This window comes from Microbacterium sp. ARD31 (assembly GCF_031844425.1).
Genome location: NZ_JAUZVE010000010.1, coordinates 51108 through 72660 on the forward strand (window position 1 = coordinate 51108; position 21553 = coordinate 72660).

Sequence of the window (21553 nt, forward strand, 5' to 3'; positions counted from 1 at the left end):
AACGATACCCCTGTGGGGTATGAAGTGGGGCGTCGTATGCACAGTACCCCCGCGTACGGCAACCCCCGGCTGACGCCCAGAAACCCCGCGATACACTGACGCCCACCCCGCAGACGACTGGGGACAGGGGCGAATGAGAAGATCTCGAGGCTCAGGCGGCACTCCGAAACCCGATCGGGCCGCCGGCAGCGACACACCGGAAGCCGGCGGAGACGACGGCGCACGCGGGAGCGCCGACGAGCGCGCCCTTACACTCTCCGACCTCTTCGGCTCCGGCGAGCGCGTCGACCCTCCCGCGCGAGACGTCTCTGACGACCGCCTCGCCGCCCTCTTCACTGTGCCCCCGCGTCCGCCGCTGCCGGGCGAGGCCGCGGTGTCCGCTGACGATGCCGCGAACGACGATGTCCCGGTCGACGAGGTCCCTGTCGACGATGCCGCGGACGACGACGCTCCCGTTGACGACGAGCCCGCCGACGAGGTCGTCGATGAGCCCGCCGACGAGGTCGTCGATGACGACGTAGACGACGTCGTGCCTCCTGCCGACGACGGCGATGACGACGATCTCGACGACACCACGGTTTTGCACCAGCCGCTCGCCGCCGGTGGGGGTGCTGCAGCGGCCACCGCCCTCCTGCCCGCCGCCGCGTCGACCCGCGCGACCGAGCCCGAGACCGAACTGCTGCCGGCAGACGCCGCGCGTCCGGCCTACGCCCGCTCGGTCGCAGATCTCGACGAAGAGCGCTCGGACGAGGATCCCGTTCCTCCGCGCGAGCGTCGCGGACTCGCGGCGTGGGGTGTGCGGCAGTGGTCTGTGGTCGCCGGAATCGTGCTGGTCATCGCCATCGTGCTGGCGGCCCTCTTCCTCTTCCCCGCACTGGCCGCAGGCGACCGCGTCGCGTCGGCCCGCGCCGGCCTCGAGCAGACCGAGGCCCGCATCGACGAGCCCCGATCGCAGCTGGATGCCGCGGCCGAGGCCTACGCGGCACTCGCCGCCGATGCCCGTGCCGCCGCCGACAGCGCCGCACCCGCCCTCGCGGTCATCGCCGGCATCAGCCCCAGCGGCGCACGCGTGGCGGCAGAGGACGCACTTCAGGCCCTCCGGGAACGGCTCGATCTCGCCTCGCCCGCGATGCCCGAAGAGTACGCGCGCGAGAACTTCGACGAGTCCGACCCTTCGGCGTACTCCGACGCCGCCGCCCGTGCCGACGAGTACCGCGTCGCGGTGGAAGCGGCCATCGCCGAATACGCCGATGCGACCGCCGCGCTCGAGCAGGCGCTCGCCGGACTCCGCGCCGCCCAGTCGGCCGTCGGAACGAGCCTGCCCGGCTTCGCCGAGGAGTTCGTCGCCGAGTTCACCCTGCCCGAGCAGAAGTTCCGCGACGCCGTCGTCTCAGCCGCGCGAGCCGTCGGCAAGGCGCAGGAGGCGGGCGGGTCGGGCGACGCCGAGCTGTGGGACTACTCCCGGGCCGTGTCGGCGCTGCGCGACGAGCAGGAGCGCATCGAGATCGAATCGCCGTGGCTGGTGCCCTTCACGCCCGTGAACCCGGCGCCGCCGCCACCGCCCGCTCCCAACCCGGCCCCGGCTCCCGAACCGGCGCCCGAGCCGGAGCCGGCCCCCGAGCCCGAACCGGAGCCCGAACCCGAGCCCGAACCGGAGCCGGAGCCGACCGTTCCGATCCCGGCGCCGACCCCATAGTCCCGCCCCGGTGCCGCCCGTTTGGCCGCGGCATCCGGATGACGTAGACTGACTCTTTGGTGCGTGCGTCCTGCTGACTGCGCACTGCGAACGTGAGCCCTCCACTGGCGTGTTCCGCCGGCCCTCGGCCGGAGAACCACCCCGGAGCGGGATTCACGAACTTCTCCGTTCGATCAAGAAAGCAGCACTACAGTGACGCGCACTTACACCCCCAAGGCTGGCCAGACCCAGCGCGAGTGGCTGGTCATCGACGCGACCGACGTCGTCCTCGGACGCCTCGCCTCGCACGCGGCCGCCCTCCTCCGCGGCAAGCACAAGCCGACCTTCGCCAACCACATCGACAGCGGTGACTTCGTCATCATCGTCAACGCCGACAAGGTCGCCCTGACCGGTCAGAAGCTCCAGAAGAAGAAGGCCTACCGTCACTCGGGCTACCCGGGCGGCCTCAAGTCGGTCACCTACGAAGAGCTCCTCACGAAGAACCCCGAGCGCGCTGTCGAGAAGGCCGTCCGCGGCATGCTCCCCAAGAACAGCCTGGGTGCCCAGCAGCTCACCAAGCTCAAGGTCTACCGCGGCGCCGAGCACCCCCACGGTGCGCAGCAGCCCAAGACGTACACCCTCGACCAGGTCGCCCAGTAAGCGCCGGACAGACTAAGGACACTTTCGTGGCGAACAACGACACCCCGCAGAACTTCTCGACCGAGACCCCCGTCGACACCGCCGCCGTCGCGGCCGAGCGCCCCGTGCTCTCGGTTCCCGGCGCCGCTGTCGGTCGTCGCAAGGAGGCCATCGCTCGCGTGCGCCTCGTTCCGGGCTCGGGCACCATCACCATCAACGGCCGCTCGTTCGAGGACTACTTCCCGAACAAGCTGCACCAGCAGCTGGTCACCGACCCCTTCACGGTGCTGAACCTCACCGACGCGTACGACGTCATCGCCCGCATCTCGGGTGGCGGCCCCTCGGGCCAGGCAGGCGCACTGCGTCTGGGCATCGCCCGCGCGCTCAACGAGATCGACGCCGAGCACAACCGCCCGACGCTGAAGAAGGCCGGCTTCCTGTCGCGTGACGCTCGCGTCAAGGAGCGCAAGAAGGCCGGTCTCAAGAAGGCCCGCAAGGCGCCTCAGTACTCGAAGCGCTGATCCCGCGGGTTCCGATGCCGCTTTTTGGCACGGACGGGGTGCGGGGGCTGGCCAACGGCCCCCTCACCGCCGACCTCGCACTCACCCTGGCCCAGGCGACCGCGGTCGTCCTGGGCCAGGGCCGTACGGCCGAGGCGCGCCGCGCCGCCGGCAAGCGCCTCACCGCCGTCGTCGCACGCGACCCGCGCATCTCGGGGGAGTTCCTCTCCGCCGCGGTCGAAGCCGGTCTCGCCTCGTCGGGTGTGGACGTCCTCGACGCGGGCGTTCTGCCGACCCCGGCGACCGCGTTCCTCATCGCCGACATGGACGCCGACTTCGGTGTCATGGTCTCGGCGTCGCACAACCCCGCGCCCGACAACGGCATCAAGATCTTCGCCCGCGGTGGCGTGAAGCTTCCCGACATCGTCGAGCAGCGCATCGAGGCGGCCCTGACCGGGCCGAAGCTGCAGCCGACGGGCGCACAGGTCGGCCGCATCCGGCGCTTCGCCGACGCCGAGGACCGCTACGTGGTGCACCTGCTCGCGTCGCTGCCCCACCGGCTCGACGGACTCCACGTCGTCCTCGACTGCGCGCACGGTGCAGCCTCGGGCGTGTCGCCCGAGACGTTCAAGGATGCCGGTGCTCAGGTCACCGTCATCGGCGCCGACCCCGACGGCTGGAACATCAACGACGGTGTGGGCTCCACCCACCTCGACGGACTCGCCCGCGCGGTGGTCGAAGCCGGTGCCGATGTGGGCATCGCCCACGATGGCGACGCCGACCGTTGCCTCGCCGTCGACGCGCAGGGGCGCGTCGTGGACGGCGACCAGATCATGGCCATCCTCGCGCTGTCGATGAAGACGCGCGGACGGCTCAAGGACGACACCCTCGTCGCCACCGTCATGAGCAACCTCGGCCTGCACCGCGCGATGGCCGATCACGGCATCCGCGTGCTGCAGACCGGCGTCGGCGACCGCTACGTGCTCGAGGCGATGACCGAGGGCGCCTACACGCTGGGCGGCGAGCAATCGGGTCACGTCATCATGAGCGACTACGCCACGACCGGCGACGGCCTTCTCACCGGCCTTCACCTCGTGGCCGAGATGGCCCGCACGGGCCGCACCCTCGCCGAACTCGCCTCGATCATGACCGTCTACCCCCAGGTGCTCGTGAACGTGAAGGGCGTCGACCGCGACGGCGTCTCGGACCCGGAGGTGACCGCGGCCGTCGCCGCCGCCGAGGCCGAACTCGGCGACACCGGACGCGTGCTTCTGCGGGCGTCGGGAACCGAACCGCTCGTGCGCGTCATGGTCGAAGCGGCATCAGAAGAGGACGCCCGCCGGCACGCCGACACCCTCGCCGACGTCGTCCGCGAGCGCCTCGCCCTGTAGCGACCGCGCCTCGGGGCGGGGTGCCCGGGTCCTCGCGCCATAGGCTGGGCGGATGGACGGCGGACGCACGGAGGCGAGACCGACCGGACGCGCGCGCGTCAGCGATGTCGCCAAGGCCGCGGGCGTCTCGCCCACGACGGTCTCGCACGCCCTGAGCGGCGCGCGGGCGGTCAATGCCGAGACACGCGAGCGCATCCTCGCCGTCGCGCGCGAGCTCGGATACGTCCCCGACCGCGTGGCGAGTGGTCTGCGCCGCCGCCGCACCGGCCTGGTCGCGCTCATCGGCGACGACCTCGCCGCGACGCCCTTCGCCGGCCGCATCATCGAAGGCGCCCGCCGTGCCGGACTCGAGCGGGACGTGCTGCTGATGGTGGGCGAGAGCGGCGGCGACGCCGAGGCAGAGCGCGACCTCATCGCCCGGTTCCTCGCCCAGCGGGCCGACGGGCTGCTCATCGCGCGCATGTACCACCAGCGCATCGCGAAGCCCGACGTTCCCGGCGACGTGCCGGTCGTCCTCGTGGATGCCGCTCCCGACCCCGACTGGGTCGTCGACGCGGTCGTGCCCAACGAAGCGCAGATCGCCGCCGTCGCGGTCGAGCGGCTGCTGCGCGACGGCCACCGCGACATCGCCTACATCGGCACGACCGAGTCCCGAGCGGCGCGGGGGCGTCTCGCGGGCATCCGCACCGCGCTCGGTGACGCGGGCATCGCGCTCCCCGACGAGCGGCTCGCCTTCTGCTTCGCGGATGCCGCCGGAGGGCGCCACGTCGGAGGCGAGCTGCTCGACTGCGAGCACCCGCCCACGGCCGTCATCTGCTTCAACGATCAGATCGCGATGGGTGTCATGCAGGCGGCCGCGCGTCGCGGCATCCCCGTCCCGGAGGGACTGTCGGTCATGGGCATCGACGACCTGCACCCGGTCGCCGACGCCCTCGACCCCGGACTCACCACGGTCGCCCTGCCCCACGACGAGATGGGGCGCTGGGGTATGGGGCGGCTGCTCGAGCGCATCGACGGCGCACCCGTGCTCGACGGCGTCCATCAGCTGCCCGGGCGGCTGGTCGAGCGGGGCTCGGTGGCCCCGCCCGCCCGCTGATCCGGCGTCAGTCGACCCGCTCGATGGGCGCCACGCGCAGCGGCGTCAGGCTCGCGTCCGACACCGTCACCGGACCGCGCGGGGCCTCGATGCGCACGTGGCGGTCGCCGGGGGCGCCGAACGTCGCCATAGTGAGCGAAGCCTCACCGTCGCCGGCGAACACCTCGATCGAGGCGACGTCGATCACGACATCGAGCGTCACGCGCCCGTCCCGCGTGGCGACGGGCGCCGTGCGCACGGTGCGGTACTCCTCCGGCATCCCCGCGGCGATCGCGTCGGCGTCGCGCGCGACGAAGGCGACCTGCGCGTCGAAGTCGTAGCCGACGGTCGCGAACCGCCCGTCGCCGGTGAGCACCTTGACGCGCACCTCGCCGGAGCCGTCCGCCGAGCCGGCGTCCAGCCGCAGCCGGTAGGCATCGGATGCCGGGTCGCCCACGTCGATCGTGCCACCGGCGTCCAGCGCCGCGTCCGCGAGGGGTCGCGGCTCGCCCTCCAGCATCCGCAGCTCTTCAGCCGGCGTCGACAGCAGCCGCACGGCTCCGTCACCCTCACCCTCGCCTGCGCCGGCGTCCGATGCGAGCCGGATGCTGCGGATGATCGAGTCGGATCCGCCCTGCCAGTCCTCGGTGGGGAACTCGCCGGCGTACGCCCAGTTGTTCATCCAGCCGATGCTGTAGCGCGAGGCGAGGCGCTCCTCGGGGGCCAGGCGCGGATCGTCCCACGTGACGGCGGCGTAGTAGTCCGCGCCGTGGTCGAGCCAGCGGTGGCCGGAATCGTCTGCGGTGAAGCGCTCGCCGTCCCACGTGCCCGTCCAGTAGACGGTGCCGGTCGTCTTGCCCTCGCCGGCGCCGTTCGCGCCGGCCATCAGCACCCACCGGATGTCATCGGGGTCGCCGTCGACGGCCATGGGGAAGATGTCGGGACACTCCAGGACTCCGAGCCCGTCGGTGTCGACGTCCGAGACGTACGTCCACTCCCGCAGGTTCGGCGACGTGTAGAACCCGATGCGGTCGTGTTCGGCCAGCGCCATCACCCAGTGTCCGGCGGCGTCGTCCCAGAAGACGCGCGGATCCCGCCAGTCGTCTGCGCCCGGATTGTCCATGACGGGGTTGCCCTCGTACGACGAGAAGCTGTACCCGCCGTCGGTCGAGACGAACAGCGACTGGCGCTGCACACCCTCGTGCTGCTGGGTGACGAGGGCGATGACGGCGCCGGCGCCGAATCCCGCGGTGTCGTCGTGATCGACCACGGCCGTACCGGTCCAGATGTCGCCGAGGCCGTTGCCGTACTTCTCGATCGCGACGCCCTGATCCTCCCAGTGGATGAGGTCGGTCGAGGTCGCGTGGTACCAGGCGGTGCCGTTCCCCTCGGGGTGGTCGGGGTTGTAGAGGTAGTAGTAGTGCCAGAGCCCGTCGAGGAAGAAGGGCTTCTGGGGGTCGTTCATCCAGTCCTGCCCGGGCGTGACGTGCACGGCCGGGCGGTGCTCCGACCACTCGGCCGGACGCTCGAAGGGGTTCGGGCCCGGAGCCGGCGCAGCCATCGGCGAGGGGTCGGGTGCGGCATCCGTCTCACCGGTCCGGGTCACCGCGACCGTGATGAGCGTCGCCACGAGGGCGACGGCCGCGACGATCGCCGCGATCACCAGAGCGCGGCGGCGGGCCGTGCCCGTGTCGGGGGTGTTGGCATCCTGATCGGTCATGTCGACGTCCTTCCGTCGGGCGAGGTGCCCGGAACGACACGCGTTCCGGGCACCTGCGGGGGAGGGGATCAGCGGATGGGCGTGATCTTCCCGCCCGGGTTGATGTTGAGGTTCGCCGGCACATCGGCCCAGCCGCCGAGGCCGCCGTCGCCGTAGGAGTAGTCGACGCTGGTGGTGTCGCCCGAGATGTCCATCTTCACCGTGGGAGCGAGGGTGCCGCCGCGGACGAAGTCGTCGTGCGTGCCGATGGTGTCGATGAACGACTGCACCAGACCGCCGGGCATCACGTAGTGCGAGTAGGCCTGGAAGGCGCCCGGGTGCTGGTTGTAGTCCGGCGCGAACGGCTGCCCCTGCGCGTAGTTCAGGTTGGTCGGGTTGCCCAGCGCCAGACCGGAACCGCCGTTGAGGGGCTGGAAGTCGGACCGGATGCCGTCGCCGACGAAGCCGTAGACGCCCTCGGGGCCGTCGATACCGGCCGCGTACGTGCCGCGGTGCGTGATGGTGAACAGGTACGCCTTGCCGTCCTTGAAGATGAACTGCGGACGCTCGGTCTGGTCGGTGACGCAGTTGGCCGACAGGATCGGCGGGAGGAACTCCCACTCGGTCAGGTCGTCGTTGGTCGCCTTGGCGAGGCCCACGTTCGCGATCTGGTACGGCGCGCCCGAGGCGTTGACCTCTTCGACCGTCTCGGCGAACGGGTCGCCCGGCTGGTAGCCGAGGTCCTCCTCGGTGCAGTAGGCCTCTTCACGGGGCATCGCGGTGTTGCCCTCGAAGACCATGTAGGTCTCGCCCGGGTTGGCGGGGTCCTCGAAGGTGAACGGGTCGCGGAAGTTGAAGAACGGGTTCTGCTCGCCGGTCTGGTAGTACTCGCCGTCGGCCTGCAGCAGGTCGTGCACGCTGTCGAAGCCGGTGAGCTTGACGTCCTTGCCCGTGGCGTGGACCTTGCCGACGCTCAGCGCCAGACGCGGGTCGTAGGGCTTGCGGTCCTTGCCCTCCTCGTCACGGTAGAAGGCCACGTCGGTGAAGAAGAGCTTCACCTCGCCGCCCTTGAACACGCGCGCCGAGCCCGACCACTGGGTCTGGTGGCTGAAGGACTTGTCCTCGAAGATCTCGCCGGTGACGCCCTCGTCGAACACGAGGCCGCCATAGGTCCAGCCGCCGTTCTCGGGACGCTCGTCGGCGGGGACGCCGGCCGGGCGGTGGAAGTAGCCGATCTTGGCGTAGACGTGACGCTCGTCGAAGCCGAGATCGCGGTCGGCCACGAGCGAGAAGATGACCTCCTGGCCGTTGATGGAGTACTGGTTGCCGTCCTCATCCGTCAGCGGCCACGTGTCCCACACCCACACCTGCTCGTTGGACATGTCGGGGAAGTCCTGGGGGACCTCCGGCATGGTCAGCGACGCGGGCATCGAGTTCTCGCGCGACGGCGTCGTGGGGTCCGACAGACGCTGCAGTTGGCGGGCGTCGGCCCGCGTCCACTTGGCGGTGAAGTCGTCCTCGGGGTCGTAGGCCTGCTGGGTGTGGACGGTGGGCTGGGGGCCGTCCTGCAGGTCGGGCAGTGCCGTGGCGGCGGGGGCCGCCGCAGCGGCCGAGGGCAGGCCGATCAGCGCGGACGCCACGAGGGCGGTCGCGGTGACACCGCCTGCCAGCAGGCGCCGCGCGCCCTGGGTGGGAGTGTTCATGGATGTCTCCTTGGGTTCCGTTACGCAACATGCAAATCGATTTGCATTGCGTATCCATAGTGACACGGTGCCGAGGATGCCGCATGTCGGACATTCGGGGGACACGGCTCTCGCGCGTGATCACGACGGGCGTTATGGACGTGTTACTTGACGCGGGCGGCGAAGGAGGTTCATAATCATGCCTGTCGGATAAATCGATTTATCACAAGGATGTGGAAGCGTGGTTCGGGCTCGGATCTCAGATGTCGCCGCGGCGGCGGGCGTGTCGGTGACGACCGTTTCGCTCGTCATGAACGACGTCGAATCCCGCATCTCGGCCGAGACGCGCCAGCGGGTCCGCGAGGCCGCCAAGGCGATCGGCTACGCCCCGAGCTCGGTGGCCCGAGGGTTGCGCACCCAGCAGACCCGCACCGTCGGTCTCATCTCCGACCAGATCGCGACGACGCCGTTCGCCGGTGACATGCTCGCCGGCGCGCAGGACGCTGCTCGCGAGAACGGCCACCTCGTCTTCCTCATCGACACCGGAGGCGACAGCGCGATCGAAGCGGACGCGATCCGTGCCCTCACCGCGCAGCAGGTCGACGCGCTCATCTACGCGTGCATGTGGCATCAGGTGGTCGCGGCGCCGGCCAGTCTGCCCGCGGGCACGGTCTTCCTCGACTGCCGGCCGGAGAACGGGGGATTCCGCTCGGTGGTCCCCGACGACCGCGCCGGGGGAGTGTCGGCCGTGCGCGAACTCGTGGCCGCCGGTCACCGGCGCATCGCCTACATCGACACCGACGACGCCCCGATCGCGTCGGAGCTGCGCCACGAGGGCTACCTCGAAGTGCTCGCCGATGCGGGCATCGCGGTGGACCCGGCGCTCCACGTGCGCGGCGAGACGACGGCCCGCGGCGGCCGCATCGCCACCGACCGGCTGCTCGAGCTGCCCGAGGATCAGCGTCCCACCGGCATCTTCTGCTTCAACGACCGCATGGCCGTCGGCGTCTACACCGCCGCGCACCACCGCGGCCTCGAGATTCCGCGAGACCTCTCGGTCGTCGGGTACGACGACCAGCAGCTGATCGCCGCGGAGCAGGACCCCCCATTGACCACGATCGCGCTGCCCCATTACGACATGGGGCGCTGGGCGATGGAGGTCGCGCTCGGCGTCCGCGCGGGGGACGAGGACGTCACGCACCTGATGGAGTGCCCCGTCATCCGACGAGACTCCGTGGGCCCGCCGCCGGCGTATGTCGGCAAACAGAACCGGCGACGGGCTTGACACACCGAAGGGCCGCCGACGGCGCCCCCCGACCGGTGCTCCACGTGGGAGTGGAGCACCAAGAAAAGGAAACCACAATGATGCGCAGGACGACGCCGATCTTCGTATCGGCAGGACTCGTCGGGGCTCTGGCCCTGACCGGATGCGGGCAGGCGGGTCAGGGCGACGCCACGACCGAGGACGGCCGCACCCAGCTGACCATGTGGACCCACTCCGCCGGCAACCCGGCCGAGCTCGAGGTCTACGAACGGATCATCTCCGACTTCAACGACTCGCAGGACCAGTACCAGGTCGTGCACGAGTCGTTCCCGCAGGGCGCCTACAACGACGCGATCGTCGCGGCCGCGGCATCCGGCGATCTCCCCTGCCTTCTCGACCTCGACGGCCCGATCATGCCGAACTGGGCGTGGGCGGGCTACCTGCAGCCGCTCGGGCTGCCCACCGAGCTCACCGACTCGCTGCTGCCGACCGCCGTCGGCGAGTGGGACGGCGAGATCTACTCCGCCGGGTACTGGGACGCCGCCCTTGCGATCTTTGCCCGCCAGTCGGTGCTCGAGGCAGCCGACATCCGCATCCCGACCGTCGAGGAGCCCTGGACCGCTGAGGAGTTCAACGCGGCCCTGGCGACGCTGAAGGCAGCCGGCTACGAGACGCCGATCGACATCGGCGCCGAGGACACCGGCGAGTGGTGGCCGTACGCGTACTCGCCGTTCCTGCAGAGCTTCGGCGGCGACCTCATCGACCGCGACAGCATGCTGACCGCCGACGGCGCCCTCAACGGACCCGAGGCGGTCGCGTGGGGCGAGTGGTTCCAGGGCCTCTTCGCCGACGGCTACGCCGGCAACAGCGGCACCGTGGGCAACCAGGAGTTCATCGACGACGAGGTGGCCCTGAGCTACACCGGCGTCTGGAACGCGGTCACGGCGCTCGACGAGGTCGGCGACGACCTGCTGATCCTGCCCCCGCCGGACCTCGGCAACGGCCCCAAGATCGGCGGCGGCTCGTGGCAGTGGGCCATCTCGTCGGAGTGCAACGACGCCGACGGCGCCCGCGAGTATCTGGAGTTCAGCTTCCAGGACGAGTACATCACCGAGTTCGCCGACAAGCAGATCGTGATCCCGGCGACCGAGAGCGCCGCCCAGGCGTCGCAGTACTTCGGCGACGACGGCGAGCTGCGCCCGTTCGTGGAGTTCTCGCAGGAGTACGCGGTGCTGCGCCCCGAGACCCCCGCCTACGCGGTGATCTCCACCACCTTCGAGACGGCCGCGAAGGACATCATGAACGGCGCCGACGTCCAGGAGACGCTCGACCGCGCCGTCTCCGAGATCGACGCGAACATCGCTTCGAACGACGGCTACGGCTTCTAGCCCATCATCCAGGTGCGCCGGCGGGGGCGATCCCGCTCCCGCCGGCGCGCTCGAGAAGAGCACACCATGACTGTCACACCTCCGACGGTCGCCGCCGAGCAGCCTCGGCGCGCCTCCCGTCGCTTCCGCTCCATCCGGGGCCGAGAGACCTGGGCGGGATTCGGCATGATCGCCCCCGCCGGCATCCTGCTGGTCCTGTTCCTGATCATCCCGGTGATCCTCGCCTTCACCCTGTCCTTCACCAACGCGCGGCTCATCTCGCCGAACCCGCCGCGGTTCGTCGGCTTCGACAACTTCATCCGCGCCTTCGCCGCCGACCCCGTCTTCGTGCAGTCGGCCTGGAACACCGCGCTGTTCGCCCTCGTGGTCGTCCCCGTTCAGGCCGGTATCGGCCTGCTGCTGGCGGTGCTGGTCAACCGCCGGATGCGCGGGGTCACCGCGTTCCGCGTGATCTTCTTCATCCCGGTCGTCACCTCGATCGTCGTGGTGTCGATCCTGTGGAAGTTCATGTACCAGCGCGACGGGCTCATCAACTCGCTGATCGACGCCGTCACGTTCGGCGCCTGGCAGGGCACCGACTGGCTGAACAACCCCGACACCGCGCTCGGCGCCATCATCGTGCTGTCGATCTGGCAGGCCGTCGGGTTCCACATGATCATCTGGCTGTCGGGGCTGCAGACCATCCCCGAGGAGCTCTACGAGGCCGCGAAGATGGACGGCGCGAGCCCCTGGCGCCAGTTCACCAACGTCACCTGGCCGGGCCTTCGCCCCACCATGGTCTTCGTCCTGGTCACCATCACCATCGCGGCCCTCGGCCTGTTCGTCCAGATCGACGTCATGACCCAGGGCGGTCCGGTGAACTCCACCTCCACCATCGTCTTCCACGCCGTGCGCAAGGGCTACGAGCAGCAGGAGATCGGCTACGCCGCCGCGATCTCGCTGATCTTCTTCGTGGCCGTGCTCATCATCGCGCTCATCCAGCGCCGGCTGACGCGAGAGAAGGACTGACATGTCCGCCACCAAGCCCCAGAGCGAGTCGTCCCACCGCATCCGCGGCAAGATCGCGCTCTACGTCACGATGTCGCTCTTCGGCATCCTGTTCCTGTTCCCGCTGGTGTTCATGTTCGTCTCGAGCCTCAAGCCCGACGCGCAGATCCTGCAGGACATCGACTCGCCCATGGCGTTCCTTCCCGTCGGCGACATCAGCCTCGACAACTACTTCGGGGTGTTCGACCGCGTGCCCGTCGCGCAGTTCCTGTTCAACTCGGTGCTCGTCACCGTGCTGACCGTGGGGCTCGGACTGGTCGTGAACTCCATGGCCGGCTTCGCCCTGTCGCGCCTGGAGTGGAAGGGGCGCTTCGTCGTCCTCGCGATCGTCATCGCCACCCTCATCGTCCCGTTCGAGACGATCGCGGTGCCGATGGTCTACTGGGTCGCGCAGCTGCCGACGCTCGTGATGGAGGGCGGCATCCTCAAGTACGACTTCGGCTGGCTGAACACCTACGAGGTCCAGATCGTCCCGTTCATCGCGAACGCGTTCTCGATCTTCCTGTTCACGCAGTACTTCTCCACGATCCCGAAGTCCCTCGACGAGGCCGCGCGCATCGACGGTGCGAGCTGGTTCACGATCTATCGCCGCATCCTCGTGCCCCTGTCGGGACCGGCGTTCGCGACCGTGGCGATCCTCACCTTCCTGCCGGCGTGGAACCAGTACCTGTGGCCCCTCATGGTGGTGCAGAAGGAGGAGCTGCGCCCGGTCATGGTCGGCATGCAGTACTTCTTCCAGCTGAACACCGCGTGGGGTGAGGTCATGGCCTACACGTCGCTCATCACGCTGCCGGTGCTCATCGTCTTCCTGGTGTTCCAGCGGGCGTTCGTCTCGAGCATCGCCGCGAGCGGGGTGAAGGGATGACCGGGCCATCGCGCATCGTCGTGGTGGGCGAGGCACTCGTCGACGTCGTCCACCGCGCCGACGGCACCGTCGACGAGGCCCCGGGCGGCAGCCCCGCCAACGTCGCGCTCACCCTCGGGCGCCTCGGACGCGACCCGCTGCTGATCACCCGACTCGCCGATGACGACCACGGCCGGCGCATCCGCGACTGGCTCGCCGCGTCGGGCGTCGAGGTCGCCGCGACCCCGGCGCCCCGTACCTCGACCGCGATCGCCCGCCTCGACGCCACCGGCGCTGCGCGCTACGAGTTCGACCTGGAGTGGAACCTGGCCGCGGATGCCGCGGGTGATGCCGCGGCATCCGCGGGCGTCCTGCACATCGGCTCGGTGGCCGCGGTGATCGAGCCGGGTGCCGGCCAGGTCGTCGCGCTGGTCCGACGCCTGCGGTCGTCCGCGACGGTCATGTACGACCCCAACATCCGCCCGTCTCTCGTCGACGATCCCGCAGCCGTGCGTGCGCGGGTGGACGAGCTCATCGGGCTCGCGGACGTCGTCAAGGCCAGCGACGAGGACGTGCGGTGGCTCCACCCGGGCCGTCCCGTCCAAGACGTCGCGCAGGAGTGGCAGCGGCGCGGTCCCGCGCTCGTCGTCATCACCCTCGGCGGCGAGGGCGCCCTCGCGGTGACCGCCGACGGCGTTCACCGCATCCCCGCCGTCCGCGCCGCCGTCGTCGACACGGTCGGCGCCGGCGACACCTTCATGGGCGCGATCGTCGACGGCCTGGTCTCGCTCGACGCGACCGCCGGCCGCCTGCGGGCGCCGGGGGGCGGCATCCGGCCCGACGACCTCGATCGGATGCTGCGACGCGCAGCCCGCGCCGCGGCCATCACCGTCTCGCGGCCCGGAGCCGACCCGCCCCGCCGCGACGAGCTCGAGCCGCTCGACACGCACCCCCATACCCCCGCGCCCAGCGCGCGCTGACGACCGAAGGATTCACCATGTTCGACCTCCCCGGCTCCTGGGTGTGGGACTACTGGTTCGCCGACGACGGCGAGACGTACCACCTGTTCTTCCTCTACGCCTCACGCGCGCTGCACGATCCCGACGCGCGCCACTACCGCGCCTCGATCGGCCACGCCGTCTCGACCGACCTCATCGAGTGGACGCAGGTCGCCGACGCCCTCGTGCGCAGCGACGCCCCCGCGTTCGACGACCTCGCCACGTGGACGGGCTCGGTCATCCGGCACCCGGACGGGACGTGGTTCCTCTTCTACACGGGCTCGTCGCTGGCCGAGAACGGCAAGAACATCCAGCGCATCGGCTATGCGACCTCACGCGACCTGCTGACGTGGACGAAGTCCGGGGGACCGGTGCTCGAGGCAACAGGGCCCTGGTACGAGAAGCTCGACAGCGACGCGTGGCATGACGAGGCCTTCCGCGACCCCTGGGTGTTCGCCGATCCCGAGGGGAACGGCTGGCACATGCTCATCACCGCACGCGCTCCCGAGGGACCCGTCGACGGTCGCGGCGTCGTCGGCCACGCATGGTCGGCCGACCTGCGCGACTGGGAGCTTCGCGAGCCGCTGTCGGTCCCGAGCGACGACGGCTTCGGTCAGCTCGAGGTGTTCCAGGTCGAGGTGGTCGACGGGCGCCCGGTGCTGCTGTTCTCGTGCCTGGAGGACCAGGCCACCCCAGCCCGGCGCGGATCTCGCGGCGGCACGTGGGCGGTGACGGCCGACAGCGTGCTCGGTCCGTTCGACATCAGCGCCGCGTACCCGCTCACCGACGACTCGCTGTACGTCGGGCGTCTGCTGCGGCGGCGCGAGGACGGGCAGTGGCTGCTGTTCGCGTTCCGCCACGCCGACGACGAGGGACGATTCGTGGGCGGAGTCACCGACCCGATGCCGGTGGCCTGGCACGGAGACCGGCTGGTCGCGCAGGGTGCTACGCGCCCGGGGCGTTCCAGCTGAGCGACTCGATGTAGCGCAGGAGCACGCCTTCGCGAAGCGCCCACGGCGAGACTTCGAGCTCCTCGACATCCATGGCCTTCATCGCCTGGTGCAGCACCACCGCGCCCGCGACGATCTGGAACGTCCGGTCGGCGGTGATGCCGGGCAGCTCCTGCCGCGTGTCGGCGGGGATGCGCGCGAGCCGTGGGATCCACGCCTTGAGCTCTTTGCGGGGGAGCACCATGCGCTCGATGCCCGACCAGCCGGGCACCGGGTAGCCGGCGAGCTTGGCGAGCGAGCGGATCGCCTTGGACGAGCCGACGACGTGGTCGGGGCGCGGCTGGGCGGAGAAGCGTTCGGCGACCGGCGCGAGCACCCCTGCCGCGTGCGCGCGCAGGGCGTCGATCGCGTCGGCGCCCGGCGGGTCGTCCGGCAGGAACTGCACGGTCATGCGGCCGGCGCCCAGCGGCACCGACTCGGCCACGTCGGGCAGCTCGTCGCCGCCCGCGGCCAGTTCGAGCGACCCGCCGCCGATGTCGAACAGCAGGATCTGCCCCGCCGACCAGCCGAACCACCGGCGGACGGCGAGGAAGGTGTAGCGCGCCTCGGTCTCGCCGCCGAGCACTTGGAGGGGCTGCCCGAGGGCCTCCTCGATCCGGGCGATGACCTCGGTGCCGTTGGCGGCCTCGCGAACGGCCGAGGTCGCCGTCGCGAGGAGCTCGTGGACGTTCTCGGCGGCGGCGACCCGTCTCGCCTCCGACACCGCGGACACGAGTGCGGCGACACCCTCGTCGGTGATCTCGCCGTCGGGTCCGAGATAGCGCATCAGGCGCAGCACCGTGCGCTGACTTGTGGCCGCGAGGGGCCGACCGCCGGGCCGGACGTCGGCGACGAGCAGATGGACGGTGTTCGACCCGATGTCGAGGACTCCCAAGCGCACGGACCAAGGGTAGTGGTGCGGAGTCGCCCCGCCGATTTCACGGATAGATACCCCCGGGGGTATTATTTCCACGAAGCGCGGACGATCGACGTCACGCAGAACAGGAGAGCACCCATGTGCCGAGCCGTCAGCTGCCGCACCTGCGGAAAGACCACGTGGGCCGGTTGCGGTCAGCACGTCGACCAGGTGCTGCGGGGCATCCCGAACTCGCAGCGCTGCCAGGGCCACGACCAGGCGCCCTCGTCCGGGTTCTTCGCGAAGCTCTTCGCCCGCGGGTAGATCCCGTCGGTCCGCAGCCGCCGCGGGGCCGGCTGGCGGTCCCGCTCGCGACGGGCGCACGACTCCCCACCGCGGCAGTTCGCGGCATCCGCTATACCGATCGATGGCGCGGATGCCGCAACCTGCAGCGGTGGTGTGACTCGGCTGCCGCGAGATGGCGCGGATGCCGGAACCTGCAGCGGGTCTCGTCTCAGAGCTTGCGCAGCAGCACTCGTTCGACCGTGTGGTCCACGGCCTTCTCGAGCACGAGCGTGGCGCGATGCTTGGTGGGGAGGACGTTCTGGCGCAGGTTCGGCAGGTTGATGTCGTTCCAGTAGCCGAGCGCCGTCTCGACCGCCTCGTCGTCCGAGAGGTGAGCGAACACGTTGAAGAACGAGTTCGGGTTGGCGAACGCCCCGCGCCGCAGCGCCAGGAAGCGGTTCACGAACCACCGCGTGATGTCGTCGGTGTCGGCGTCGACGTAGATCGAGAAGTCGAACAGATCGCTCACCGCCACGTCGTTCGGCGTGGGCGGCGGCTGCAGCACGTTCAGGCCCTCGACGATGACGACGTCGGGGCGGCGCACGGTCACGTGGGCGTCCGGCACGATGTCGTACCGCATGTGCGAGTAGAAGGGCGCCCGCGCCTCGGCCGCGCCGCTCTTGACCTCGGTGAGGAAGGCCACGAGCGCACGGCGGTCGTAGGACTCCGGGAACCCTTTGCGGTCCATCAGTCCCCGCCGCTCGAGCTCGGCGTTGGGGTAGAGGAAGCCGTCCGTCGTCACCAGCTCCACGCGGGGGGTTCCCGGCCAGCGGCTCATGAGCTCGCGCAGCAGGCGCGCGATCGTGGACTTGCCCACGGCGACGGAACCGGCCACCCCCACCACGAACGGGGTCGTGGCCGCGGCATCCCCGAGGAACTCCGCCGTATCGTCGCCCAGGCGCTTCGTCGCTTCGGCGTACAGCGACAGCAGGCGCGACAGCGGCAGGTAGACCTGCGCCACCTCGGCGATGTCGAGACGGTCGCCGAGGCCCCGGATCTGGACGATCTCGGTCTCGCTGAGCGGCTGCGCCATCCCCGCCGCCAGCCGCGACCACTCCGCCCGGTCGATCTCGCGGTACAGCGAGAGGGCGGGTGCGGTCGCGGTCGCGTCGTCGGCGGACATCGCGCCCATCGTAGCGTCAGGGATGCCGCGCCCGGCGGTCGCGGCATCCGATCCGTTCAGCCATCTTGCATGCCGGGCCGGGATAGCATCGAGCCCATGTGTGGAATCGTCGGATACGTGGGCCCGCGTCAGAGCCAGCCCATCCTCCTCGCCGGCCTGTCGCGGCTCGAATACCGCGGCTACGACTCGGCGGGGATCGCCGTCATCGACGGCGGCGGCGACCTGGGGATGCGCAAGCGCGCCGGCAAGCTGAAGATCCTGCGCGACGACCTCACGGCGCACCCGCTGAGCGACGGCACGACCGGCATCGGCCACACCCGCTGGGCCACCCACGGCGGCCCGACCGATGCCAACGCGCACCCGCACCTGGCCGACGACGACAAGCTCGCCGTCATCCACAACGGCATCATCGAGAACTTCTCCGAGCTCAAGAGCGAGCTCGTGGCCGAGGGCTACACCTTCCGCAGCGAGACCGACACCGAGGTCGCCGCCGTGCTCCTCGGCCGCGAGTACCGCGAGGCCGGCGGCAACCTGGTCGAGGCGTTCCGCATGGTCGTCGCCCGGCTCGAGGGCGCCTTCACCCTGCTGGCGATGCACCGCGACCACCCCGGCCTCGTCGTCGGCGCGCGCCGCAACTCGCCGCTGGTGATCGGCCTCGGCGACGGCGAGAACTTCCTCGCCTCGGACGTCGCCGCCTTCGTCGAGCACACCCGTCGCGCCCTCGCGATCGGACAGGACGAGATCGTCGCGATCACGCCCGAGGGCGTCGAGGTCACCGACTTCAGCGGCGACGAGGTCGACGTCGAGCCGTTCGAGGTGATGTGGGATGCCGCAGCCGCCGACAAGGGCGGATGGTCGTCCTTCATGGCCAAAGAGGTCTCGGAGGAGCCGGACGCCGTCGCCAACACCGTCCGCGGACGAGTGAAGGACGGCGCAGTGGCCATCCCCGAGCTCGACGGCCTCGACGGGCTGTTCGCCGACATCACGCGCATCATCGTCATCGCGTGCGGCACCGCCGCCTACGCCGGCGTCGTCGGCAAGTACGCCCTGGAGCAGTGGGCCCGGGTGCCGGTGGACGTCGAGCTGGCCCACGAGTTCCGCTACCGCGACCCGGTGATCGGACCCGACACGCTCGTGGTGTCGATCTCGCAGTCGGGCGAGACCATGGACACGCTCATGGCCGTCAAGTACGCCCGTGAGGCGGGGGCCAAGACGCTGTCGATCTGCAACACGCAGGGCGCGACGATCCCGCGCGAGTCCGACGCGATCGTCTACACCCACGCAGGTCCCGAGGTCGCGGTCGCCTCGACGAAGGCGTTCGTCGCGCAGATCACCGCCCTGTACCTGCTCGCCCTCCACATCGGCCGCGTGCGCGATGCGCTGACGGCAGAGCAGGCCGCCGACAACGTGCGCGAGCTCGAAGCCGTGCCGGCGAAGATCCAGCAGGTCCTCGACCGCGAGCAGAGCCGCATCGAGCAGTTCGCGCACTGGATGGCCGACACCCGGTCGGTGCTGTTCCTCGGACGGCATGTGGGCTACCCGATCGCGCTCGAGGGCGCGCTCAAGCTCAAGGAGCTCGCCTACATCCACGCCGAGGGCTTCGCCGCCGGCGAGCTCAAGCACGGCCCCATCGCGCTCATCGAGCCGGGACAGCCGGTGTTCGTCATCGTGCCGTCGCCGCGCGAGTCCGCCGAGCTGCACAAGAAGGTCGTGTCGAACATCCAGGAGATCCGCGCCCGTGGAGCGCGCGTGATCGTGATCGCCGAGGAGGGCGACGCCGCCGTGCTGCCCTTCGCCGACGAGGTGCTGCGCATCCCGCTGGCCGGCCCGCTCTTCGAGCCTCTCCTGGCCGTGGTGCCGCTGCACATCTTCGCGATGGGCCTGGCCACGGCCAAGGGCCTGGACGTCGACCAGCCGCGCAACCTCGCGAAGTCCGTCACCGTCGAGTAGGGGAGGTCCGGTGATCGTCGGCATCGGGGTCGATCTCGTCGACATCGCCCGCTTCGAGCGGACGATCGAAAGAACGCCGCGGCTCCTCGAGCGGCTGTTCTCCGACGCCGAACGCGCCCTCAAGCCTCGCTCCCTCGCCGCGCGGTACGCCGCCAAAGAAGCCCTCATCAAGGCGCTCGGCGGCTCGGACGGGTTGCACTGGACCGAGATCGAGATCACCCCCGAGGCCTCGGGCCGGCCCTGGTTCACCCTCACCGGCTCGACCGCCGCCGTCATCCGCGAGCGCGGCATCACCGCGCTGCACCTGTCGATGTCGCACGACGCGGGCCTGGCCACCGCCTACGTCGTCGCCGAGTCGACGCCCGCATCGACGCCCGCATCGGCGTCTGCGAACGAGCCCGCCGCCACGTCGCCCACGGGAGGCTCCGCATGACCCGCATGCCTCCCGGCGTCATGCGCGAGGCGCTCATCGACGTCTCGGCGATCACCGCGAACGTGCGCCATCTGCGGCGCCTCACCGACAGCGAGGTCATCGCGGTGGTGAAGGCCGACGGCTACGGCCACGGCGCGGTGCGCTCGGCGACGGCCGCCCTCGAGGGCGGGGCGGCACGACTGGGCGTCGCCGACGTGGCGGAGGCGATCGCCCTCCGGCGCGGCGGGATCAACGCACCCCTCGTGGCGTGGCTGCATGCTCCCGGCGCCTCGTTCGCCGAAGCGGCCGCCCTGAACATCGAACTCGGCGTCTCGAGCTCCGACCAGCTCCTCCAGGCCGCCGCCGCGGCGACGGTCGACCGTCCGGTCTCGGTGCACCTCAAGCTCGAGACCGGCCTCAGCCGCAACGGCATCGCGCCATCCGACTGGCGTGTCGTGCTCAGCGAGGCCGCGCGGCTGGAGCGCATCGGCAAGCTCCGCGTCCTCGGCATCTTCAGCCACCTGTCGAACACGTCCGCCGACGACGACCGCGCCGCGCTGCGCTCGTTCCACGAGGGGCTCGGCGTCGCGGCATCCGTGGGGCTGGCCCCGCCCCTGCGGCACATCGCCGCCACGCACGCCGCGATCGACCTGCCCGAGGCCCGTCTCGGGTGCGTGCGCCTGGGCATCGGGATCTACGGGCTCTCGCCCTTCGCCGACCGCACGTCGGCCGACCTCGGACTGCGGCCGGCCATGACCCTCCGCGGCGCGATCGCGGCCGTCCGCCGGGTGCCGGCGGGGCAGGGCGTGTCGTACGGGTACGTCCACCGCACGACCCGCGACACGACCCTGGCGCTCGTGCCGCTGGGGTACGCCGACGGCGTTCCCCGGCAGGGGTCCACGTGGGGGCCGGTGACCATCGGCGGCCGCCGCTTCACGGTGGCCGGCCGCATCGCGATGGACCAGTTCGTCGTCGATGTCGGCGACCACCCCGTCACCGTCGGCGACGAGGTCGTGCTGTTCGGCGACGCCACCCTCGGCGTCCCGTCCGCCGACGACTGGGGCGACGCCGCCGGCACCATCAACTACGAGATCGTCACCCGCATCGGGCCGCGCGTGGCGCGACGGCAGGTGTCGCAGTGAGCGGGGGAGGACGCCCATGACCGGACTCGACGTGCTGGCCGGGCGCCGCGAGATCGCCTCGCCCGACGACATGGAGGCACTCGGCGAGGAGATGGGCCGGATGCTGCGCCCCGGCGACCTGGTCGTCCTGACCGGTCCGCTCGGAGCCGGCAAGACCACCCTCACCCGCGGCATCGCTGCGGGACTGGGCGTGCGCGGACCCGTGCAGAGCCCGACGTTCGTGATCGCGCGCACGCACCCGTCGCTCGTCGGCGGAGCCCCGCTCGTTCACGTGGACGCCTACCGCCTCGGCTCGGCCGTCGAACTGGACGATCTCGACATCGACCTCGACGCCTCGGTCACCATCGTGGAGTGGGGACGAGGGATGGTCGACGCGCTCCGCGACACGTGGTGGGAGGTCGAGCTCGACCGGGAGTGGCACGGTCGCGGCATGGACGACGCGTGCGCGGCGAATCCCCAGGCCACCGCAGAGCTCGACGCCGACGCCCCCCGCATCGTCACGATCACCCGCCGGGCGCGCGACTAACCTGGTAC

Annotated in this window: 21 protein-coding genes; 16 read left to right on the forward strand and 5 right to left on the reverse strand. The window is 70.7% G+C overall.

Translation table 11 applies throughout. The features are described 5' to 3' along the window. Nucleotides 1-151: 151 nt before the first annotated feature. Entirely contained in the window at nucleotides 152-586 is a 435-nt protein-coding gene (locus tag Q9S36_RS22755) for a hypothetical protein (RefSeq protein WP_311287137.1), read from the reverse strand. Here Q9S36_RS22755 and Q9S36_RS22760 point away from each other — a divergent pair. The 5 genes from Q9S36_RS22760 (at nucleotide 530) to Q9S36_RS22780 (ending at nucleotide 5301) form a co-directional block, all read left to right on the forward strand. Next, nucleotides 530-1696, forward strand: coding sequence for a hypothetical protein (locus Q9S36_RS22760; protein WP_311287138.1), 1167 nt, complete (start codon nucleotides 530-532; stop codon nucleotides 1694-1696). The two genes, Q9S36_RS22755 and Q9S36_RS22760, sit on opposite strands and share 57 nt — an antisense overlap. A 192-nt stretch (nucleotides 1697-1888) precedes the next feature. Further along, on the forward strand, nucleotides 1889-2335 hold the full coding sequence (gene rplM / locus Q9S36_RS22765; protein WP_251453503.1) for a 50S ribosomal protein L13: 447 nt from the start codon (nucleotides 1889-1891) through the stop codon (nucleotides 2333-2335). Nucleotides 2336-2361: 26 nt separating this feature from the next. Next, nucleotides 2362-2835: a 30S ribosomal protein S9 gene (rpsI, locus tag Q9S36_RS22770; protein ID WP_285814596.1), complete on the forward strand. Its 474-nt coding sequence runs from the start codon at nucleotides 2362-2364 to the stop codon at nucleotides 2833-2835. Nucleotides 2836-2849: 14 nt separating this feature from the next. Further along, complete coding sequence (gene glmM, locus Q9S36_RS22775; RefSeq protein WP_311287139.1) at nucleotides 2850-4205, forward strand: phosphoglucosamine mutase; 1356 nt, start codon at nucleotides 2850-2852, stop codon at nucleotides 4203-4205. 52 nt (nucleotides 4206-4257) lie between these two features. Then, the gene (locus tag Q9S36_RS22780) at nucleotides 4258-5301 is read left to right on the forward strand and encodes a LacI family DNA-binding transcriptional regulator (RefSeq protein WP_311287140.1); all 1044 of its coding nucleotides are present in this window, start codon (nucleotides 4258-4260) and stop codon (nucleotides 5299-5301) included. Nucleotides 5302-5308: 7 nt separating this feature from the next. Here Q9S36_RS22780 and Q9S36_RS22785 read toward each other — a convergent pair whose 3' ends face one another. Beyond that, nucleotides 5309-7000 (reverse strand): glycoside hydrolase family 32 protein, encoded by a 1692-nt coding sequence (locus Q9S36_RS22785; RefSeq protein WP_311287142.1) that lies wholly within the window; start codon nucleotides 6998-7000, stop codon nucleotides 5309-5311. 68 nt (nucleotides 7001-7068) lie between these two features. Next, entirely contained in the window at nucleotides 7069-8682 is a 1614-nt protein-coding gene (locus Q9S36_RS22790; RefSeq protein ID WP_311287144.1) for a glycoside hydrolase family 68 protein, read from the reverse strand. Between the two features lie 220 nt (nucleotides 8683-8902). Between Q9S36_RS22790 and Q9S36_RS22795 the strand changes: the two genes are divergently transcribed. The 6 genes from Q9S36_RS22795 to Q9S36_RS22820 all read left to right on the forward strand — a co-directional run bounded on the left by Q9S36_RS22795 (nucleotide 8903) and on the right by Q9S36_RS22820 (nucleotide 15173). After that, nucleotides 8903-9946, forward strand: coding sequence for a LacI family DNA-binding transcriptional regulator (locus tag Q9S36_RS22795; RefSeq protein WP_311287145.1), 1044 nt, complete (start codon nucleotides 8903-8905; stop codon nucleotides 9944-9946). Between the two features lie 77 nt (nucleotides 9947-10023). Next, nucleotides 10024-11313: an extracellular solute-binding protein gene (locus Q9S36_RS22800; RefSeq protein WP_311287146.1), complete on the forward strand. Its 1290-nt coding sequence runs from the start codon at nucleotides 10024-10026 to the stop codon at nucleotides 11311-11313. Nucleotides 11314-11379: 66 nt separating this feature from the next. Beyond that, complete coding sequence (locus tag Q9S36_RS22805) at nucleotides 11380-12321, forward strand: carbohydrate ABC transporter permease (protein ID WP_251453499.1); 942 nt, start codon at nucleotides 11380-11382, stop codon at nucleotides 12319-12321. Nucleotide 12322: 1 nt separating this feature from the next. Next, the gene (locus Q9S36_RS22810; RefSeq protein ID WP_251453498.1) at nucleotides 12323-13225 is read left to right on the forward strand and encodes a carbohydrate ABC transporter permease; all 903 of its coding nucleotides are present in this window, start codon (nucleotides 12323-12325) and stop codon (nucleotides 13223-13225) included. Beyond that, nucleotides 13222-14184, forward strand: coding sequence for a carbohydrate kinase (locus Q9S36_RS22815; protein WP_311287147.1), 963 nt, complete (start codon nucleotides 13222-13224; stop codon nucleotides 14182-14184). Before Q9S36_RS22810 ends, Q9S36_RS22815 begins: the two co-directional genes overlap by 4 nt. A 17-nt stretch (nucleotides 14185-14201) precedes the next feature. Continuing rightward, nucleotides 14202-15173, forward strand: coding sequence for a family 43 glycosylhydrolase (locus Q9S36_RS22820; protein WP_311287148.1), 972 nt, complete (start codon nucleotides 14202-14204; stop codon nucleotides 15171-15173). Here Q9S36_RS22820 and Q9S36_RS22825 read toward each other — a convergent pair. After that, a complete protein-coding gene (locus Q9S36_RS22825; protein ID WP_251453495.1) occupies nucleotides 15148-16092 on the reverse strand; it encodes a Ppx/GppA phosphatase family protein in 945 nt (314 codons plus the stop codon). The genes Q9S36_RS22820 and Q9S36_RS22825 overlap by 26 nt on opposite strands. Before the next feature lie 114 nt (nucleotides 16093-16206). Here Q9S36_RS22825 and Q9S36_RS22830 point away from each other — a divergent pair, with 114 nt between their 5' ends. Beyond that, nucleotides 16207-16371, forward strand: coding sequence for a hypothetical protein (locus Q9S36_RS22830; protein WP_251453494.1), 165 nt, complete (start codon nucleotides 16207-16209; stop codon nucleotides 16369-16371). A 190-nt stretch (nucleotides 16372-16561) separates the two neighbouring features. On the opposite strand, the gene coaA is transcribed toward Q9S36_RS22830, so the two are convergent. After that, nucleotides 16562-17515, reverse strand: a complete 954-nt coding sequence (coaA, locus tag Q9S36_RS22835) for a type I pantothenate kinase (protein WP_396653819.1) — start codon at nucleotides 17513-17515, stop codon at nucleotides 16562-16564. 96 nt (nucleotides 17516-17611) lie between these two features. Between coaA and glmS the strand changes: the two genes are divergently transcribed. Genes glmS through tsaE form a run of 4 tightly spaced genes read left to right on the forward strand, consistent with a single transcriptional unit; the run spans nucleotide 17612 to nucleotide 21545 of the window. Beyond that, a complete protein-coding gene (gene glmS, locus Q9S36_RS22840) occupies nucleotides 17612-19465 on the forward strand; it encodes a glutamine--fructose-6-phosphate transaminase (isomerizing) (protein WP_311287150.1) in 1854 nt (617 codons plus the stop codon). 10 nt (nucleotides 19466-19475) lie between these two features. Continuing rightward, on the forward strand, nucleotides 19476-19898 hold the full coding sequence (locus Q9S36_RS22845; RefSeq protein WP_311287151.1) for a holo-ACP synthase: 423 nt from the start codon (nucleotides 19476-19478) through the stop codon (nucleotides 19896-19898). Next, nucleotides 19895-21019, forward strand: a complete 1125-nt coding sequence (gene alr, locus Q9S36_RS22850) for an alanine racemase (RefSeq protein WP_311287152.1) — start codon at nucleotides 19895-19897, stop codon at nucleotides 21017-21019. The genes Q9S36_RS22845 and alr overlap by 4 nt, the downstream gene beginning before the upstream one ends. Nucleotides 21020-21035: 16 nt before the next feature. Continuing rightward, nucleotides 21036-21545 carry a tRNA (adenosine(37)-N6)-threonylcarbamoyltransferase complex ATPase subunit type 1 TsaE gene (tsaE, locus tag Q9S36_RS22855; RefSeq protein WP_311287153.1) on the forward strand — a complete coding sequence of 170 codons (510 nt, stop codon included), beginning with the start codon at nucleotides 21036-21038 and terminating at the stop codon, nucleotides 21543-21545. Nucleotides 21546-21553: the final 8 nt, after the last annotated feature.

Coding starts and splice junctions, on each gene's coding strand:
- Q9S36_RS22820 (WP_311287148.1), top strand. CDS start 14,202: ATGTTCGACCTCCCCGGCTCCTGGGTGTGGGACTACTGGTTCGCCGAC.
- Q9S36_RS22810 (WP_251453498.1), top strand. CDS start 12,323: ATGTCCGCCACCAAGCCCCAGAGCGAGTCGTCCCACCGCATCCGCGGC.
- Q9S36_RS22785 (WP_311287142.1), bottom strand. CDS start 7,000: ATGACCGATCAGGATGCCAACACCCCCGACACGGGCACGGCCCGCCGC.
- glmS (WP_311287150.1), top strand. CDS start 17,612: ATGTGTGGAATCGTCGGATACGTGGGCCCGCGTCAGAGCCAGCCCATC.
- Q9S36_RS22790 (WP_311287144.1), bottom strand. CDS start 8,682: ATGAACACTCCCACCCAGGGCGCGCGGCGCCTGCTGGCAGGCGGTGTC.
- tsaE (WP_311287153.1), top strand. CDS start 21,036: ATGACCGGACTCGACGTGCTGGCCGGGCGCCGCGAGATCGCCTCGCCC.
- coaA (WP_396653819.1), bottom strand. CDS start 17,515: ATGTCCGCCGACGACGCGACCGCGACCGCACCCGCCCTCTCGCTGTAC.
- alr (WP_311287152.1), top strand. CDS start 19,895: ATGACCCGCATGCCTCCCGGCGTCATGCGCGAGGCGCTCATCGACGTC.
- Q9S36_RS22780 (WP_311287140.1), top strand. CDS start 4,258: ATGGACGGCGGACGCACGGAGGCGAGACCGACCGGACGCGCGCGCGTC.
- glmM (WP_311287139.1), top strand. CDS start 2,850: ATGCCGCTTTTTGGCACGGACGGGGTGCGGGGGCTGGCCAACGGCCCC.
- Q9S36_RS22830 (WP_251453494.1), top strand. CDS start 16,207: ATGTGCCGAGCCGTCAGCTGCCGCACCTGCGGAAAGACCACGTGGGCC.
- Q9S36_RS22800 (WP_311287146.1), top strand. CDS start 10,024: ATGATGCGCAGGACGACGCCGATCTTCGTATCGGCAGGACTCGTCGGG.
- Q9S36_RS22805 (WP_251453499.1), top strand. CDS start 11,380: ATGACTGTCACACCTCCGACGGTCGCCGCCGAGCAGCCTCGGCGCGCC.
- Q9S36_RS22815 (WP_311287147.1), top strand. CDS start 13,222: ATGACCGGGCCATCGCGCATCGTCGTGGTGGGCGAGGCACTCGTCGAC.